The organism is Pseudoalteromonas sp. CST2 (assembly GCF_028599385.1).
Classification (GTDB): Bacteria; Pseudomonadota; Gammaproteobacteria; order Enterobacterales; family Alteromonadaceae; genus Pseudoalteromonas; species Pseudoalteromonas atlantica.
Genome location: NZ_JAQREO010000011.1, coordinates 47,406 through 65,239, shown reverse-complemented (window position 1 = coordinate 65,239; position 17,834 = coordinate 47,406). Strand labels below are relative to the sequence as shown.

At 42.4% G+C, this 17,834-nt stretch carries 13 protein-coding genes; 9 read left to right on the top strand and 4 right to left on the bottom strand.

Translation table 11 applies throughout. The annotated features are described in order from the left end of the window. Positions 1–28: 28 nt before the first annotated feature. Complete coding sequence (locus PSH41_RS14225; RefSeq protein WP_273589392.1) at positions 29–733, bottom strand: 2OG-Fe(II) oxygenase; 705 nt, start codon at positions 731–733, stop codon at positions 29–31. A gap of 36 nt (positions 734–769) precedes the next feature. Between PSH41_RS14225 and PSH41_RS14220 the strand changes: the two genes are divergently transcribed. From PSH41_RS14220 to PSH41_RS14190, 7 genes are all read left to right on the top strand, one after another. Further along, positions 770–1,159, top strand: coding sequence for an acyl-CoA thioesterase (locus PSH41_RS14220; protein WP_273589391.1), 390 nt, complete (start codon positions 770–772; stop codon positions 1,157–1,159). 187 nt (positions 1,160–1,346) lie between these two features. Next, a complete protein-coding gene (locus PSH41_RS14215; protein WP_273589390.1) occupies positions 1,347–2,321 on the top strand; it encodes an aldose epimerase family protein in 975 nt (324 codons plus the stop codon). A 186-nt stretch (positions 2,322–2,507) separates the two neighbouring features. Further along, entirely contained in the window at positions 2,508–5,255 is a 2,748-nt protein-coding gene (locus PSH41_RS14210; RefSeq protein WP_024032017.1) for a TonB-dependent receptor, read from the top strand. 173 nt (positions 5,256–5,428) lie between these two features. Next, positions 5,429–6,955 carry a tryptophan halogenase family protein gene (locus PSH41_RS14205; RefSeq protein ID WP_273589389.1) on the top strand — a complete coding sequence of 509 codons (1,527 nt, stop codon included), beginning with the start codon at positions 5,429–5,431 and terminating at the stop codon, positions 6,953–6,955. Positions 6,956–6,967: 12 nt separating this feature from the next. Further along, the gene (locus PSH41_RS14200) at positions 6,968–7,729 is read left to right on the top strand and encodes a SapC family protein (RefSeq protein ID WP_273589388.1); all 762 of its coding nucleotides are present in this window, start codon (positions 6,968–6,970) and stop codon (positions 7,727–7,729) included. An 81-nt stretch (positions 7,730–7,810) separates the two neighbouring features. After that, positions 7,811–9,289 carry an SLC5 family protein gene (locus PSH41_RS14195; protein WP_273589387.1) on the top strand — a complete coding sequence of 493 codons (1,479 nt, stop codon included), beginning with the start codon at positions 7,811–7,813 and terminating at the stop codon, positions 9,287–9,289. Between the two features lie 445 nt (positions 9,290–9,734). Further along, positions 9,735–11,867 (top strand): alpha-galactosidase, encoded by a 2,133-nt coding sequence (locus PSH41_RS14190; protein ID WP_273589386.1) that lies wholly within the window; start codon positions 9,735–9,737, stop codon positions 11,865–11,867. 63 nt (positions 11,868–11,930) lie between these two features. Here PSH41_RS14190 and PSH41_RS14185 read toward each other — a convergent pair whose 3' ends face one another. Continuing rightward, entirely contained in the window at positions 11,931–12,632 is a 702-nt protein-coding gene (locus PSH41_RS14185) for a FadR/GntR family transcriptional regulator (RefSeq protein ID WP_004588172.1), read from the bottom strand. 178 nt (positions 12,633–12,810) lie between these two features. Between PSH41_RS14185 and PSH41_RS14180 the strand changes: the two genes are divergently transcribed. Both PSH41_RS14180 and PSH41_RS14175 read left to right on the top strand, forming a co-directional pair. Then, positions 12,811–13,569, top strand: coding sequence for an SDR family NAD(P)-dependent oxidoreductase (locus PSH41_RS14180; protein ID WP_024032022.1), 759 nt, complete (start codon positions 12,811–12,813; stop codon positions 13,567–13,569). A gap of 1 nt (position 13,570) precedes the next feature. Next, a complete protein-coding gene (locus PSH41_RS14175; RefSeq protein WP_273589385.1) occupies positions 13,571–14,527 on the top strand; it encodes a 2-dehydro-3-deoxygalactonokinase in 957 nt (318 codons plus the stop codon). A gap of 71 nt (positions 14,528–14,598) precedes the next feature. Here the strand turns inward: PSH41_RS14175 and glpD are convergent, their stop codons facing one another. After that, positions 14,599–16,104: a glycerol-3-phosphate dehydrogenase gene (glpD, locus tag PSH41_RS14170; protein ID WP_273589384.1), complete on the bottom strand. Its 1,506-nt coding sequence runs from the start codon at positions 16,102–16,104 to the stop codon at positions 14,599–14,601. A gap of 201 nt (positions 16,105–16,305) precedes the next feature. Next, positions 16,306–17,808 carry a glycerol kinase GlpK gene (gene glpK / locus PSH41_RS14165; protein ID WP_273589383.1) on the bottom strand — a complete coding sequence of 501 codons (1,503 nt, stop codon included), beginning with the start codon at positions 17,806–17,808 and terminating at the stop codon, positions 16,306–16,308. Between the last annotated feature and the right edge of the window lie 26 nt (positions 17,809–17,834).

Sequence of the window (17,834 nt, the reverse complement as noted above, 5' to 3'; positions counted from 1 at the left end):
GTTAGTTAGTTTTTGCCCGCTGACTGTTTTAGCTTTTAGGTGTGCCGTATATGTGCTCTGCGCGATTAAATAGCACCCATGAAGTTAAAATATATTTATCGTTCGATACCGGCTTATTACCTCGATGGGTATGCGTAAAGTAGCCAGGGGCAATGACCATAGTGCCTTTTTTAGGCGCAATTTTACGTTTTTGATAATAAAACTCTGTTTCGCCACCTTCCTCTACATCGTTTAAATAAAACATAAATAATAATACACGGTGCAGTGCTTCATTGTGTTGTAGCTGTGGATACACTTCACTATGCCAGTAAGGGTAGCCGCCTTTATTTACCTCGTACTTTTGCGCCTGAATGTTCCCAAGTCTAAATATTTGCTGCACCAGCACAGAGAGCTGTGGTTTGCCCACTTCGTCAAAGTTATCCTGTGTTAAATCCACCACATCCCCCGTTTTTGGGTGATAAACTTTTAAGCCAAATGCGCCAATTAGCATAAAAAAGTGTGCTTCTACATAGTTAAAAACATGCTGTGCAGTGGTTTGCTGAATATGCTTTAATTGTTGGGCGTATTCTGGGTAACTGTTTAATTGCAGGTCGTGGCTGTCTTTCTTTTTTAAGTCCACACCACCAGAGGTTACACCTTGTTTTACATGCGGGCTGTTAGAGAATGTGGTAATAAAGTTATCGCAAAAATCATTGCTTAACGCGTTATCAATAACGTGGATAAAGTCCGTCATGATTTACCTTTTTATTTAGTTATTATTTGGATTTTTATGTTTATTGAAAAAGTGATGCCGCGCTTTAGCGAAACAGATGCACTCGGACACATCAACAATACCGTACTACCTGTATGGTTTGAAGCCGCACGCGTCCCTATTTTTAAATTTTTTACCCCCGATCTAAACCCACACGACTGGAAACTGATCATTGCTAAAATAGAAGCATCGTTTGTAGGGGAATTATTTTATGCTCATGAAGTGACGATTAAAACAGCCGTTGAGCATGTAGGAAATAGCTCTTTTACCATTAAGCAAGAGGCGTGGCAGCAAGGTAAATGCTGTGTTGTGGGTAAAACTGTATTAGTGCGTTATAACTTTAAAAACAAAGCTAAACAAAATTTAAGCGAAACAGAAGTCGCAGCACTCAGCGAACACCTAGTTTAACTAGGTGCATTTACTCCATGCAACGAGGAGCGGTGATGTAAACCACAAGCGACAGCTGTGAATTTTTATAGCGTTATTTTAACGCATTTTGATTGAGTTACGCTTCTCACTTATATACTATTTATATTATATATTGTTGCACCGCTATGACAGGTACTGTTGAGCTGGTAGTTTATGGAGAATGAATGTGGCATCTACAACTGGCAATAAACCGTTAGAGGTAATAACGCTTAGCGATGGTAAAAGCTTAACTGCAGAAATATTGCCATTTGGCGCTATTATCAAAAGCATAAAGTTTAATAACCAAGAGATGACACTGTGCGTTAACGAACCTGCTTATTATTTAGAAAACCCATTTTATTTAGGGGCAACAGTTGGGCGCTACGCAAATCGTATTGAAAACGGACGTTTTGTATTATCAGGCACAGAGTACCAACTTAAAGCAAATAATGGCCCAAATAGCTTACACGGCGGCGAAAAAGGCTTTAATAAAGTACTGTGGCAAGTCACTAAACAAAGCAATAATGAAGTGGAGCTCTATTACTGCTCGGCAGATGGAGAAGAAGGCTTTCCTGGGCAGTTACAAGTTTGGCAAACAATTACTGCACTCAATGGCGAGCTAATCCTCAGTTACAAAGCCATTACCGATAAAGAAACTCTCGTTAACTTTACCAACCACTGCTATTTTAATCTTGAAGGCAGTGAAAGCATTAATAATCACCTGCTGCAAATAAATACCGCAACGTATTTACCTATCGATAGTAACAGTATACCGCTTGTCCATCATGAAGATGGCTCGGGCAGCTGCTTTGATTTTACTCACCCTAAGCCCATTGGCGATGCACTTTGCGCACAGCATGCACAGCTTGATGCCGGTAGTGGCTTTGATCATTGCTATATTTTTAGTGATGACAATCGTTTAAAAACAATGGCTACATTAACCTCGCCACACACGGGCGTTAATTTAACCCTTAAAAGTACCCAACCTGGTATGCAGCTTTATACGGCAAATTTTGTAGGTTCTCCTTTTAAAGCACGCCAAGCAGTGTGTTTAGAAGCTCAAAACTGGCCCAATGCAGCAAATAGAAGCGATTATCCAAAAGCTAATTTATTGCCGGATGAAGAATATAATCAGCAAATAATTTTTGCGTTTTCGCAATAACATACTAATTCAACTGTTAAATTAAAGAAAACAAAAAGAAAAATACACGTAACAAAAAGATAGCCATAATTAAGGAAAAGGTTGCACTTTTGCTCAATTTAAAGTATTTATATTATAAATAGTATTTGAAGCTATACACACCACACAACGACAAAATGACTACACACAATCAGGAGTTTTTAAAAAATGATAATTAACAATAAGTTATCGTTCAACAAGAAAACCGCACTCAGTATTGCTATTACAGGCATATTGGCAAGCGGCCACGTTGCAGCTCAAGGCGCTGAAGGCGACACACCGACAGTAGTAGATAAAGATGTTGAGGTTATCGCAGTAACGGGTATTCGCAGCAGCTTACGTTCATCAATGTTAGATAAAAAAGCATCTAATGTTGTAACCGATGGGATTAAAGCAGAAGATCTTGGTAAATTTCCTGATTTAAACGTAGCAGAGTCTCTGCAACGTATTACAGGTGTAGCCATTGACCGTAGTGGCGGTGAAGGGCAAGCAGTAACAATTCGTGGTTTTGGCCCACAATTTAACACGGTACTTGTAAATGGTCGTCAAATTGCGACTGACAGTGCAGGGCGTGAATTTAATTTTGATGTATTAGCGGCAGATCAAATCACCGGTGCTGATATTTATAAAAGTAACAGTGCAACGCTTCAAGAAGGCGGCATTGGTGGTACGGTTAACGTAACCACAGCTCGTCCATTCGATTTTGGTGGCTTACATGTGATTGGTTCAGTAAAAGGCATGTACGAAAGCCTTTCTGAAGAAGTATCGCCATCGGCTTCATTTTTAGTAAGTAATACGTTTAACGACGACAAGCTCGGTGTGCTTTTTGCCATCACTAACCAACAACGTAAGCTGCAAAATAACCAAATTTTAACGGCTGGTTGGCGCGGTGGACAAACTATTTCAAATCCACAAGACGGCGTATTGTACGACAATGCATACATCCCACGTAACTGGGACCAAGTTGTAGATGAGCAAGACCGTGAACGTACTAATGCAAGTTTAGTATTACAATATGCACCGTCTGACGATATTACTATTACCGTAGATGGTTTAATTTCAAAATTTGAAGTGGACTCATCAGTACGCGATTTAGCTTCTTGGTTTGAACCAGACCGCGTAGGTAGCGCAACAATCGATCCAGAAACGGGCACCTTGCTTACCTTTACGCAAGAAGTAGGTTTAGGTAACGCCAGTGGCAACCCTGCAACCGACTTTGTATCACACACACGTAACTCGCGTGATGTAACTAACAAAGCATTTGGTATTAACGTTGACTGGCAAGTAAACGAGTCATTAAAAGCAAAATTTGACGTATCTCGCTCAACAGCTGAAAACGACCGTGCTGGTAATGACCGCTTTAACGTAGTGGGTATTATTAACAGCTACAGCTTTGATGGCACCGGTAGCGTTCCTACCGTACAGCATGATGGTTTTGAAAATGGCTCGCTGCCAGATGCAAGCCTTGCGCGTCTTCACTACAACGAAATTGGTAACCAGTTTACTGATGAAGATGAAATTACCGAAATCAAAGCCGACTTTGAATACGTACCAGATAAAGGCCCAGTTGATCGCATTAACTTTGGTGCTTATCGTCAAGAACGTGAAAAATCAAGCTTCCAAATTTTTGGTAGCCAATGTCAATTTTGTGGTTACGGCACTGAAGCGCCACTTGATGAAATTGATTTTGAAGCTTACTCAGCAAGTAACTACTTCCCAGGTTTAATCGATACATTTTATAGCTACGACGGCGATAAAATGCTTGATTACCTTGCTGACCAAGGTTTCCCTGTAGAGCCAACACTACAAAATAACCGTTACACAATTAACGAAGATATCACTAGCCTTTACATGGACTTTACCATTGGTTTTGACCTAGCTGATATGCCAGTTACGGTTAACATGGGAGCACGTTACTCAGAAACTGATATTGAAGTAGCTGCTGTACAAAGCTTTATCAGCGATGTTATACCTACCTCTGATGCCACTTTATTCCAAAACGTATTTGGCCCGGCAACAGACATTCAAGAAGGGACGAGTTACTCAAACTTACTTCCTTCTTTTAACGTTAAGCTTGAACTGCAAGACAACATGATTTTACGCTTTGCAGCGTACGACAGTATTACTCGTCCTACTATGTCACAGTTATCACCTGCGACCACGTTTAACGAGCCTCGTCGTCAAAACTTAACAGCAAGTGGTGGTAACCCTGCACTTAAGCCGTTCCAATCTGAAAACTGGGATATCTCTTACGAGTGGTACTACAACGACGCTAACTTATTTAGCTTTGCCGTATTTAGTAAAGAAGTGGATGACTTTATTGTTACCCTAACCGGCGACGAAACATACGACATGACTGACCGTACAGGCCCTGATTTTGCGTGTACAACTTGTACTGACCAAACCGATGCCGAACTTAACGGTAGCTCAGAAGTTTACACTGTAAGTCGCCCGCAAAATGGCGAGTCTGCAACGGTAACGGGTTACGAAATCGGTGTAACTCATATGTTTGAAAACGGCTTTGGTTTTATTGCTAATGCCACGGTAGTAGATAGCGATATTAGTGTTGATGGCGATACAAGCCAAACATTTGCGCTTGAAGGGTTAGGTGATTCACAAAACTTAGTGCTGTTTTACGAGCAAGATAACTGGCAGGCACGTGTTGCATTTAACAACCGTGAGGGCTTTTTACGCTTAGTTGATAACGGCTTTAACGGCGAACCAGTGAACGTAGAAACGTACGGTCAATGGGATATTAGTGCAAGCTACGATATCAACGAAAACTTCACTATTTTTGCCGAAGGCATCAACATTACTGAAGAAGAGCTAGTGCAAACGGGCCGTTTTGCTAATCAAATCTACTCTGTAGAAGATAATGGCTCACGTTACGCGTTTGGTATTCGCGGTACGTTTTAATTGATAGCAGAGGCAGCGATTGCCTCTTAGTTTTCATTGCAGTGCATTATAAGTACTGTTACTAATAAAGTTAGTAGCTAATTTGCACAAAATGAGACTAATTTAAACAAATGCCCGAAAGGGCATTTGTTGTCTAACCGGTTATCAATAAAGTACTCAAAGAGTAGTCCGTTATGAATAAAGCAATAAAAACAATCGCCGTAATTGGTGGCGGCACAGCAGGATGGCTGAGCGCTGCAATTATCGCTTCGTATCACCAAGGTAATAAGGGTGATGGCTTAAAATTGATGTTGGTAGAATCATCTGATATTCCAACAATTGGTGTAGGTGAAGGTACCTGGCCCACTATGAAAAACACGCTTCAGCAAATTGGTTTGCGAGAAGTGGATGTATTTAAAGCCTGTAATGCCACCTTTAAACAAGGCGGTAAATTTGTAAACTGGACGCATGGCAACAACGATTTTTACTACCATCCCTTTACGGTACCGCTAGGCTACGGCCGTATAGATTTAGCCCCCTATTTAGATAATGTTGAAAACTTTGCTCAGCAAACTAATTTTCAGCACGATATTTGCGAAGCAAACCTAGCACCGAGAGGCATTGCGCAAGGCGAGTATCAAGCAAATTGTAATTACGCATACCATTTAGATGCCGGTGCCTTTGCTGAGCTATTAAAGCAACATTGTAAGAGCAAACTCGGCATTGAGCACATTATTGGCACCGTTGATCAGGTAAAGCTTGATGAAAGCGGGGCTATAGACACCCTTACCTTAACCGATCAAACCCGCACCATAAACGCCGATTTATACATAGACTGCACGGGTTTTTCATCGCTGTTACTAGGCCAAGCCCTTAACGTGCCATTTAAAAAAATGGATCACGTATTATTTAACGACAGCGCCCTAGCTATGCAAGTCCCCTACGACGAAGGTGATGAGCCACTGGCCAGTCATACCATTGCCACCGCACAAAATGCTGGGTGGATTTGGGATATAGGCCTAACGCATCGCCGTGGTGTAGGGCATGTATATTCAAGCAAGTTTTTATCAGATGAAGAAGCCGAGCAAAACTTACGTAACTATTTAGGTGATGCCGCTAAAGGCTTAACTGCCCGAAAAATAAGTTTTGAGTCAGGCTATCGCGAAAAATTTTGGCACAAAAACTGTGTTGCAGTGGGAATGTCGGCAGGTTTTGTAGAGCCCCTTGAAGCAACCGCCATTATGTTGGTTGAAATTTCGTCTCGCTTTGTTGCAGAGCATATGCCAGCCGATACTCAAGTTATGCCCATTGTTGCAAAGCGCTTTAATGAGCAAATGGATTATCGCTGGCAGCGTATTATCGACTTTTTAAAACTACATTACATGTTAACTAAGCGCCCAGAGCCTTATTGGCAAGCGCACGTACAACCACAAAGCATTCCGCAAAGTTTACAAGAAGACTTACTGCTTTGGGGGACGCGTGGCCCACTTATTCAAGATTTTCATGGGGCATTAGAGCTATTTCCTGCCGCCAGTTACCAGTATGTTTTATACGGTATGGGCTTTAAGCCCGACTTTACTAAGCAAGCGTATTTGTACTCAAACGATGCGCAAGCAAATCAAATAATTGAACGTAACAGCCAGCTTACACAGCAGATGTTGCAAACGTTGCCGCCTCACCGTGCTTATATTGAGCAGTGGCTTGCGGCTAACCCAGTTTAAGGATGTGTAACTATGGCAATTAGTGAACTATCAAATACTCAGCACCATGCAATAAAAATTAACCCTAATGCGGGTGTTGAATACGCAAAAACACAGCATTTAGTTAATCTGCGTGCAAACGAAGTAGCAAAAGCGGCCTGCGATTTACCTATTTTTTTAGCGCGTAACGCACACAACGGCAGCTTCACCATTTCGGGCTTAACCAGCTTTAGTGCTCAGCAAAGTTTATTTGTGAGTAACAATCAATGGCAAGCGCTGTACACGCCTGTGTGCATGCAAACCCAGCCGCTTTATTTACTCACTCGTGAGGCAAATAGCAGTGATTACTTTATTGCTATTGATGAGCAAAGCTCAGCCGTTAATACCCAGCAAGGCGAGCCGTTATTTGATGCCAAAGGCAACCCAAGCCTGTATTTAAGTGCGCAGCAAAAGCTACTAGAAAGCGATTTAAAAAATGATTACCAAACGTATCAATTTACCCAAGAAATTGCCCGCTTAGGGCTTATTAAAAACATAGATATTGTTTTGCAGTTTGAACAAGGCGAGGCGCAAACTATTCAAGGTTTGAGCACTGTTGATGAAGATAAACTGCAAACTTTAGACAGCGATACCATTGCCAATTTACACAAACAAGGTTACCTGAGCGTACTTAACAGCATGCTTATTTCGTTGTTTCAGTTAAATGCGTTAGTAAAGCGTCACAACCAGCATCCTGAACTTATGCCATTAAAGCAAATTAAGTTAGAACTAAGTCGAGATGCACACGCACTGTAAGGTGCAATTTATTAATTAGCCTTGATAGGTTAATACGTTCACATAGACAGACATTGCGTTTAACGCGCTGGAGACACACACATGTCAGACAACATTTTGCAGTTGGTGGTTTTTTTCTTTGTAACCGCTTTAATTGGTGGACTTACATATTGGAAGTGCCGAGGCCAAAACCGTAATAGTGGTGATAATCAAACAAAAGAGTATTTTTTAGCGGGCGGTGGCCTTACTTGGATGTTTGTAGCAGGCTCAATTACGCTCACAAATTTAAGTACCGACCAGCTGGTGGGCATGAATGGTAATCAAATGGCCTTGCTCGTGTGGTGGGAATTGGCGGCTATTTTAGGGCTTATTATTTTAGCCAAAGTATTTATTCCTGTTTATTACAAGTACAACTGTACAACCACCACGGAACTGTTAGAAAAACGCTACAACAACACGCACATTCGCGCTGTTATTGGTGGCTTATTCTTTTTAGGTAACGCGCTAATTTACATGCCTGCGGTTATTTATTCTGGAGCGCTATTTATGCAAACCATGTTTAAAGTTGATATTCCGCTAATGTACATAGCAACCGCATTCGCTTTAGTAGGCGCTATTTATGCATTTTTTGGTGGCTTACGAGCGGTTGCCGTATCCGATACCTACAATGGTTTATTAGTGTTAGGTATGGCAATACTGGTCGTATTTTTAGCGCTTAACGCGATTGATTACGACTTTAGCGGCATTCCACAAGAGCGCTTAACATTAATTGGTGATGCTGACTCGCCAATCCCTTGGCCTACGCTTTTAACCGGTATGATCTTTATTCAAATGTATTACTGGGGTACTAACCAAACCATTACCCAGCGTGCAATGGCTGCGCCAAACGTTAGAGAAGCGCAAAAAGGGATATTTGCAGCAGCGGGTATTCGCTTTTTAATTGTACCGGCGATTGTGGTACTACCGGGTATTATTTCGTACAAACTGTATGGCGACATTGGCGATGCAGCTTATGGTCGAATTGTAGGTGATGTAATGCCTGCATGGTTAACGGGTGTATTTGCCGCAGCAATGGCGGCAGCAGTGCTTTCTACTTATAACAGCTTATTAAACTCGGCTACGGCACTTTACGTGTGTGATATTCACGAAGCTTACTTTAATAAAGAGCCAAGTGTAGTAAAGCTAAGTGGCTATGTTACGTTGTTACTTACTAGTTTAACGCTTGTGCTTGTGCCAATTTATCAGCAAGCCGACAGCATTATTAACTTACTACAACAGTTAAACGGCTTATTAAGTATGCCTATATTCTCAATTTTTGTAGTGGGCTTATTGTTTAAAAATGTGGATGCGCGTGCAGGTATTGCCGCGGTAATTTTAGGCGTGGTTATGTATGGCATGCTGACGTTTGAAAATTCGCCGCTACATACTGAACTACACTATATTCACTTAATGCCAATTACACTTATTGTATGTGTAGCCTTTGCGTTAATCGTTAATAAAGTAGTGTTTGGTTTAAATGCACAGTGGGCAGGTAAAACACCTGTTATTGAAGATACGCCACCAGTGCACGCACCAAAATAACCAGCAATAAAAAGTTAAGTCACTTTTTATTAGCTAGTTAACACATTACTAAATCGGCCTAAGGTAACTTAGGCCGATTTTTATTTATTCAATTAACCTACACTGTAGATAACACCCATGGGCAATAATACTTAATCATTTTGCGGGGCTAAACGTGTGACTACCTGCTGGGGTTTTACAGACTACCCCAGGCTAAAAGCCCACTAAATATAATATTGCTCAAGGTGGTATTAAATTTTTTAACCGCTGTTCAAGTTAATGACTGGTATAGCCAGTAATAATATTGGCTAAATTACACCGTAAACACTATCTAAAAGTAATTTGTATGATATATACTATTATTTTAAAATCACTGACTGCAATTTGATGCAGTAAGCGGCGAGTAAGCACACATATAATGTACTCGCGTATTAAACTCATCTTCATTAAAGAGGACAGGAGAATCATGGCTGATATTAAACCATTCTTTCGATTAGACAGCGCAAACAGCACCGTTATTTTCGACTGCCAGAGCAAAACCCCAGCGTTACTTTATTTTGGTAAGCGCTTATCTGAGCAAACAACTGAAACAATGCTAACTCAGCTTGCGACTCGTCAGGAAGTAAAATGTGCCGTGGTTGAAGAAGCACCTATTTCTCTTTCTCCACTATTAGGTGAAGGCTTTACAGGCGCGCCAGGGCTAGAGCTGTCAAACGACACCATAGCTTGGTCAGTTGGGCCTGCTCTTCAAGATGTTCGTCAGCCAACCCCTTCTAGTTTAGAGTTTGTAAGTGTTGATGAGCTGCGTGGTATTGAAGTAGTGCACAGCATCACACTTGATAGCAACACCGATGTGCTAAGTGCGCATACCGTATTAAGCAATTTAAGTGATGCACCGCTAAGCGTTAATTTTTGCGCCGCACCTACGTTCCAACTACCCGATAGCATGAACAAACTAGTGAGCTTTGAAGGACGTTGGTCTAACGAGTTTCAACGCCAATCGGTTGATTTAGTATTAGGCAGCTTTGTACGCGAAAACCGCAAAGGTAAAACATCGCACGACGTATTCCCTGGTTTATTAGTTCATAGCGAAGGCGCAGGCGAACAACAAGGCGAGTGTTATGGCTTTCATTTAGGTTGGAGCGGTAACAACAAGCTACGCGCTGAGCTACTACCAGAAGGGCGCCGTTATGTGCAAATGGGTGAGTTATTATTACCGGGCGAGCTAACCCTTGCTAAAGGCCAAACGTATCAAAGCCCAAGTATTTATGGCTCGTTTTCGAGCGATGGCTTTAGTGCGCTGTCGCGTAATTTTCATCGCTTTGTTAAAGCTAACTTACTTAGCCAAGCACAGCGCGAAAAAACACGCCCAGTGCATTACAACACGTGGGAAGGTATTTACTTCGATCACGATGTAGACATGCTAAAGCAGTTAGCCGATAAAGTAGCGCCATTAGGTATTGAGCGTTTTGTACTGGACGATGGTTGGTTTAAAGGTCGCCGAGGTGATTATGCAGGTCTAGGTGATTGGACCGTAGATTACGAAATTTACCCTGACGGCCTATCGCCAGTGATTGACCATGTAAACAGCTTAGGCATGGAGTTTGGTATTTGGTTTGAACCTGAAATGGTAAACCCAGATAGTGACTTATACCGCGCTCATCCTGATTGGGTATTAGGCTCAGAAAATAACGAGCAACTTAGCTTTAGAAACCAGCTAGTGCTTGATTTAACGCGCACTGAGGTTGTTGAATACCTATACAAAGCGATTGATGACATTTTAGTTGAATACCCAACAATTAAGTACATTAAATGGGATATGAACCGCGATATAAACCACGCGGGTAACTTCTCAGGCAAGCCTGCGGTGCATCAGCAAACACTGGCACTGTATCGCTTAATCGACCGTATTAAAGCGGCGCACCCAGGCCTTGAAATAGAAAGCTGTTCTTCAGGTGGTGCCCGTGTAGATTATGGTGTGCTTGCACACACAGACCGTGTATGGACGTCAGATTCTAACGATGCACTTGACCGTCTTGAAATTCAACGCGGCTGTTCGTTCTTCTTCCCATCGTCGGTTATGGGTGCACACGTAGGCCCTCGTGATTGTCATATCACAGGTCGTAATGTCAGTATTGAAATGCGTGCTGCGGTATCTATGTTTGGTCATATGGGTATTGAAATGGACCCACGCGAGCTGACCGATCACGAATACAATGCGCTTAAAGCGGCTATTGCGCTGCACAAAGAGCACCGTGAATTTATTCATGCTGCCGATTTGTACCGCCTCGATAGCGACGATTTATCAATTAACTTTGGTTTAATCGACGAGCAAAAATCAAAAGCGTTATTTGCGTATAACAGTGTACGCGAAACACCGCGCACTGCGCCTAATAAGCTTCGTTTTGTTGGTTTAGATGCAGATACGCAGTACACACTTAATTTAGTGTGGCCTGTTAAATTTGAAGAATACCGACCTTCGTCTATTGCCGCTGTTAACGGGCAAACTTTTACGGGTGAAGCGTTGATGGAATTTGGCCTACAAATGCCAATTTCATTCCCGCAAACATCGCTTATTTTTGAGCTTAACAAAGCTTAAAATATAATAAGCAGTAAAAAGGGAGCTAATTAGCTCCCTTTTTTAATAATGTTTTTTAAGCTATTAGTCGAGTTTAGACTCAATCAGCTCAAGCGCTTCTTCTAAAATGGTTTCTACTGCTTTTTTAGCGCGCTCTGGATTGCGCGATTTAATCGTATCTAAAATATCAGCATGCTTTGCAACGTCGGCCCCTGGCACACCTTTAATGTGGTTGGTGTAACGAATACTTACGCGCAGCGCGGTGCTAATAAATTCAGTGAGCTGTACAAAAAAGCGGTTATTACTGGCTACTAAAATACTGGTATGAAAGGCAATATCGGCTTCAAGCGGATCGTCTAAGCCTTGGTCTGCATCGGCCATGCGGGCAAGTGCGTTATCTATTTCAGCAAGTTGTTCGGCGCTGGCATTTTCAGCTGCTAGGGCAGCGGCTTGTGGCTCAAGTGCGACACGTACTTGCGTAAACTCTTTTAATAAAGAAAGCGACGGTTTACTGCTTAAAATCCAGCGCAGTACATCTGTGTCAAACATATTCCAGCTGCTTTCTGGCAGTACACGGATCCCTTGCTTAGGGCGAGAAGATATTAAGCCCTTAGCAGAGAGCATTTTTACAGCTTCGCGTGTTGCACTGCGGCTCACATCGTATTTTACGCATAGGTCAGCTTCTGAGGGCAGGCCTTCGTTAACAGGGTAAACGCCACGCACAATTGCAAAGCCTAAATCATGGGTTAATTGTTGTGTTAAATTTTGACGAGGTTGGCTTTTCATTGAGCGTTATCCGAATGAGTTATTGCTTTATTATATATCATATATCATATTAATGTACGAAAGGATATGTTATAAACTTTGTTAAAGGCAAGTATTTTAACACAGCTGTAACAGTAATCCTCTTTAGCAAATAATTATAAATATTGAGAGGGGCAGTCTGTATTATGGAGAAACGCATTTGAATAATCACGCTCACTACCCCAGTATTTCTGGCAAAGTTGTTTTTATTACCGGGGGTGCTTCAGGCATTGGCCGTGCAATGGTAAAGGCGTTTGCCGCTCAAGCTGCCAAAATTGCCTTTATAGATATTAATAACGAGGCTGCCCAATCTCTTATAGCCTCACTGCCTAACGCCAAATTGTGGTTTAGACAGGTTGATGTAACCGACTCAAATGCTTTACAGCAATCTTTGGTAGATGCATGTGCTGAACTAGGCGCTATTAATGTACTGGTAAACAATGTAGCCAACGACCGCCGCCAAGCCAGTGAAGACGTTACAGTACAAGATTGGGATCAATGCCTACAAATTAACTTAAATCCGGCGTTTTTTGCCTCGCAAGTCGCTATGTCTTTTATGAAAAGCGAAGGCGCGGGGAGCATTATTAATTTTAGCTCTATCAATGCCATCATGGGGCAGCCACAAATGGCGGGTTACGTAACGGCAAAGGCCGGTTTAATCGGCATGACTAAAGCACTGGCGCGCGATTATGGTGAATTTGGTATTCGGGTGAATGCTATTTTGCCGGGTTGGGTTGCCACCGACCGCCAATTAGCCAGTTGGTTTACCGAGCAAGAGCAAGTGAAGTGGATGGAAGCCATGGCACTTAAAAAGTTAGTAACCCCTGAAGATGTAGCTAATTTAGCACTTTTTTTAGCTGCCGACGAAAGCAGTATGATCACCGGTCAAGGTATTAAAATTGACGGTGGGAGGCTCTAAGTTGCAGCACTTAAACCTTTTTATAGCCGTAGATTGGGGCACGAGTCATTTACGCGCCTATTTATGCAGCGTAAATACCACAGGGCAGTTAACTTTAATTGCTCAGCGCGACGGCCCAGGTGTGATTAGAGATAAACAAAACTTTGAACATACTTTAATTGGTGTCGTTGCACCATGGACCAGCGAATACGGCGTTTTACCTATTTATATGGCAGGGCAAATCACCTCAAGTATTGGCTGGAAAGAAACCCCTTATTTAGCGTGCCCCATAAACCCCGAAAGCCTGCTTAGTGGCGCAATTAATTTTGATTGTGCAGGTAATAAAGTCAGTGCTTTGCCTGGTACAAAATGCACATTACAAAACAATTTATTTGATGTAATGCGCGGCGAAGAGCTGCAAATTTTAGGTTTTTTAAAACAAAACCCGGCCTATCAGCAAGGCAACGTACTCATTTGTTTACCCGGTACCCATACTAAATGGGTGCTGTTAAAAGATGGTCAAATTATCTGTTTTAAAACCGCAATGACCGGCGAATTATACGACTTGCTATGTCATCAAAGTGTACTTATTCCTAACGACTGTGAAGCGGGGGAATTTGATTGGCATGCATTTGAGCAAGGCTGTGAACTCACGTTAGGCAGTGACAGCGGTAATTTGGCGCACGGTATTTTTAGTGTCCGTACGCGCCAGCTTTCAAAAGAGTTAACACCAGTGCAAGCCAAGGCATACTTGTCGGGCGTGCTTATTGGTAGTGATGTACGCGCTGCACGCCATGCCAGTGAATGGCAATTGGTGAATAATTCTAAAGTAGTGGTTATTGGCACAGAGCAACTAAATACCTGCTTTACCCATGCGTTAAATTGCATTGGTGTGCAATGTTTAGAGTTTGACATAAAAGAGGCTACGTTAAGTGGTTTTAACTACTTATTTAATAGTAATAAAGCCAAGCAAATATAAAAAAGCCCCCAATATTGATTGTGCAATTATTGGGGGCTAGTTCTTAAATTAAGTAAGGGTTAAAGCTGCTGTTAAGCTGTTTTAGCCGCTTGGCTTTGCGTAATATAATGATTAAGCGTTGCCACTTGTGCTTCATTAAAGCGCAGTCCTAGTTTACTTCTGCGCCATAAAATATTGTAAGCGTTACCCGCCCATTCTTCATTTAGTAAGTAATCGACTTCTGCTGCAAATAAGCCATGGCCAAAATCTTGGCCTAAATCACTGAGCTGGGTTGCACTGCCTAAAATTAGCTTTGCACGAGTCCCGTAGGTACGTACAAAGCGTTTTAGAGTGATTTCTGGTAACCAATTATAAGCTGCTTTAAGCTCATTGGTCAGCGCTTCTACCGAGCTAAAATCGCCACCGGGTAAGGCGCTGTGTTTGGTCCATGCTTCACTCATTTGCGGGTAAAATTCTTCAAGTTTATTTACCGCAGCTTCGGCAAGTTTACGGTAGGTGGTAATTTTGCCACCAAACACACTTAGCAGTGGTGTGTGTTTGCCTTCACTTGAAAGCTCTAACTTGTAATCACGCGTTACTTTTTGTGCATTCACTGATTCGTCATCAAGCAGTGGGCGCACACCCGAAAAGGTATGTACTATGTCTTCGCGTTTAATGTGGTTTTTAAAGTAGCTGTTAGTAATATCGATTAAGTAATCGATTTCTTCATCACTAATTTTTACATCTTGCGCTGCGCCTTTGTGTTCAACATCGGTGGTGCCTACTAGCGAGTAGTCATCTTCAAACGGTATAACAAACACAATGCGCTGATCTTTATTTTGTAAAATGTAAGCTTGTTTTTCGTCGTGAATACGCGGCACCACAATATGGCTGCCTTTAACAAGGCGAATATTTTGTGGCGATTTTTCTATCAGTGCTTCGTCAAATAATTTTGCAACCCACGGGCCTGCTGCATTAACAATACCTTTGGCTTTAATAGTCTGTTGTGCCTTAGTTTGTTGTTGCTCAAGCGTTACCTGCCATTGGTTATCGATGCGTTTTGCACTTACACACTTGGTTTGCGTAGCAATGGTTGCGCCTTTGTTTTGGGCAGCTAAGGCGTTTAAAATTACCAAACGTGAATCATCAACCCAGCCATCTGAGTATTCAAACCCTTTGGTAATTGAAGGTTCTAATACGCTGTTTTCACCAAACTTAATGCCACGCGAGCCAGCCAGTGTTTCGCGCTTAGCTAGGTTGTCGTACATAAATAAGCCAATGCGGATCATCCATGCAGGGCGTAGGTGCGATTGGTGCGGTAGCCTAAAGGTAAGCGGCCACATAATATGCGGGGCATTTTTAAGCAGCACTTCGCGCTCAGCCAAGGCTTCTTTTACTAATCTAAATTCGTAATGTTCAAGGTAGCGTAAACCGCCGTGGATCAGCTTAGAACTATTTGAAGACGTTGCACTGGCAAGGTCTGATTGTTCACACAATAGAACTTTTAATCCTCTGCCTGCTGCATCAGCTGCTATTCCAGTGCCGTTTACACCGCCACCGACGACGAGTAGGTCGTATTCGTTATCTGCTAATTCCACCGAGCTAACCTTTTTATTTGTAATATAAATAAGACATATAGCATCATAAAGCTGCGGCTCTTATTTGACAATAGATAACCGCGCTTTTTGCTTGTTAATTTTTAATCCTGATCTTTTTAAAACATACAGCGTACAACGCGCCATTTAAGCGCTGTTGCCGGTGTTTTGTAAGCCGCTAATTTTAATTAGCGGCTGGGCGTATTACGCTTGTTTGCTATCGTCACTAGAGAGACAAACTTGCGCTACACAGTGCTGCCACTTTGCGTATAAATCGTTACGTTCGTCAGCGCTCATTGTTGGCTCAAAGCGTCGGTCGCAGGTCCACATTTTTGCTAATTGCTCAGTTGACTCATACACACCGGTTTGTAAGCCTGCTAAGTATGCTACGCCTAAAGAGGTGGTTTCGGTCACTGTTGGGCGCTCTACCGTTGCGCCTAAAATGTTTGATAAAAAGGTCAGTACCCAGTTATTTTTAACCATACCGCCATCTACCCGTAATACACTTGGGCGTAAGCCATCACGCTCCATTGCTTTTTGTAAGTCTTTGGTTTGATACCCAACCGATTGCAGCGCAGCTGCAACAATGGTGCTAATGCCCGAGTCGCGGGTTAAACCTAAAATAGCGCCACGTGCATTTGGGTCCCAGTAGGGCGCGCCTAAACCTGTAAACGAAGGCACTAAAAATACCCCATGATCAAGCGGTACATCTTTTACTAACGATTCGCTCTCTCCGGCATGGCTTAATAGTTTTAAGCCTTCAACAATCCACTGCATCGTGGCGCCTGCCATAAAAATGCTGCCTTCAATGGCATATGTTGGTTTGCCATTTAGCCTATAAGCCACCGTGGTTAGTAAGCGATTTTCAGAGGTAAGCGCTTTTTCGCCGGTATTCAGCATTAAAAAACAGCCCGTACCGTAAGTACTTTTTGCCATGCCTTGTTCAAAACATGCATGTCCTACAAGGGCTGCTTGCTGATCGCCGGCAATACCACATACGCGTATTGGTGCGCCAAAAATATCATCGCTGGTTGAGCCAAATTCGTCGGCTGAGTCCATCACTTGGGGCAGCATAGATTCAGGAATTTCGAATAAATCGAGTAGTTCTTGATCCCATTGCTGAGTATGAATATTAAATAACATAGTGCGTGATGCATTGGTGGCGTCGGTGCGGTGCTCTTTACCACCGGTTAACTGCCATAGTAAGTAGGTATCAACGGTACCAAACGCCAGTTCACCTGCAAGGGCTTGTTCGCGTGCGCCTTCAACGTTGTCTAAAATCCAGCGTACTTTAGTGGCCGAAAAATACGGGTCTAGCAGTAAGCCGGTTTTATCGCTTATGGTTTGGCAAAGCTCGTCAGTGCTTAGGCTTTCGCAGTAATCGCTGGTGCGGCGGTCTTGCCACACAATGGCGTTATAAATAGGTTTGCCGGTTTTTTTGTTCCACACTAAAGTGGTTTCACGTTGGTTGGTGATACCAATGGCAATAATTTCTTCAGGCTTAACGTTTTTATCTACTAATACTTCGCGGCTGGTACTTAGCACGGTTTGCCAAATATCGTTAGGGTCGTGTTCTACCCAACCATTTTGTGGAAAATGCTGCGAAAATTCTTGTTGTGCTGAGCCAAAAACGTCTGCATCTTTTGTAAACAAGATGGCCCGAGAGCTTGTGGTTCCTTGATCAATTGAGAGTATGTATTTTGACATGATATTTGTGTTATTTATCTTATCTT

Bases quoted from the DNA above. Each gene is read 5' to 3' on its own strand.
- PSH41_RS14205 (WP_273589389.1), top strand. From the start codon at position 5,429: ATGAATAAAGCAATAAAAACAATCGCCGTAATTGGTGGCGGCACAGCA.
- PSH41_RS14190 (WP_273589386.1), top strand. From the start codon at position 9,735: ATGGCTGATATTAAACCATTCTTTCGATTAGACAGCGCAAACAGCACC.
- PSH41_RS14200 (WP_273589388.1), top strand. From the start codon at position 6,968: ATGGCAATTAGTGAACTATCAAATACTCAGCACCATGCAATAAAAATT.
- PSH41_RS14210 (WP_024032017.1), top strand. From the start codon at position 2,508: ATGATAATTAACAATAAGTTATCGTTCAACAAGAAAACCGCACTCAGT.
- PSH41_RS14195 (WP_273589387.1), top strand. From the start codon at position 7,811: ATGTCAGACAACATTTTGCAGTTGGTGGTTTTTTTCTTTGTAACCGCT.
- PSH41_RS14220 (WP_273589391.1), top strand. From the start codon at position 770: ATGTTTATTGAAAAAGTGATGCCGCGCTTTAGCGAAACAGATGCACTC.
- glpK (WP_273589383.1), bottom strand. From the start codon at position 17,808: ATGTCAAAATACATACTCTCAATTGATCAAGGAACCACAAGCTCTCGG.
- PSH41_RS14185 (WP_004588172.1), bottom strand. From the start codon at position 12,632: ATGAAAAGCCAACCTCGTCAAAATTTAACACAACAATTAACCCATGAT.
- PSH41_RS14225 (WP_273589392.1), bottom strand. From the start codon at position 733: ATGACGGACTTTATCCACGTTATTGATAACGCGTTAAGCAATGATTTT.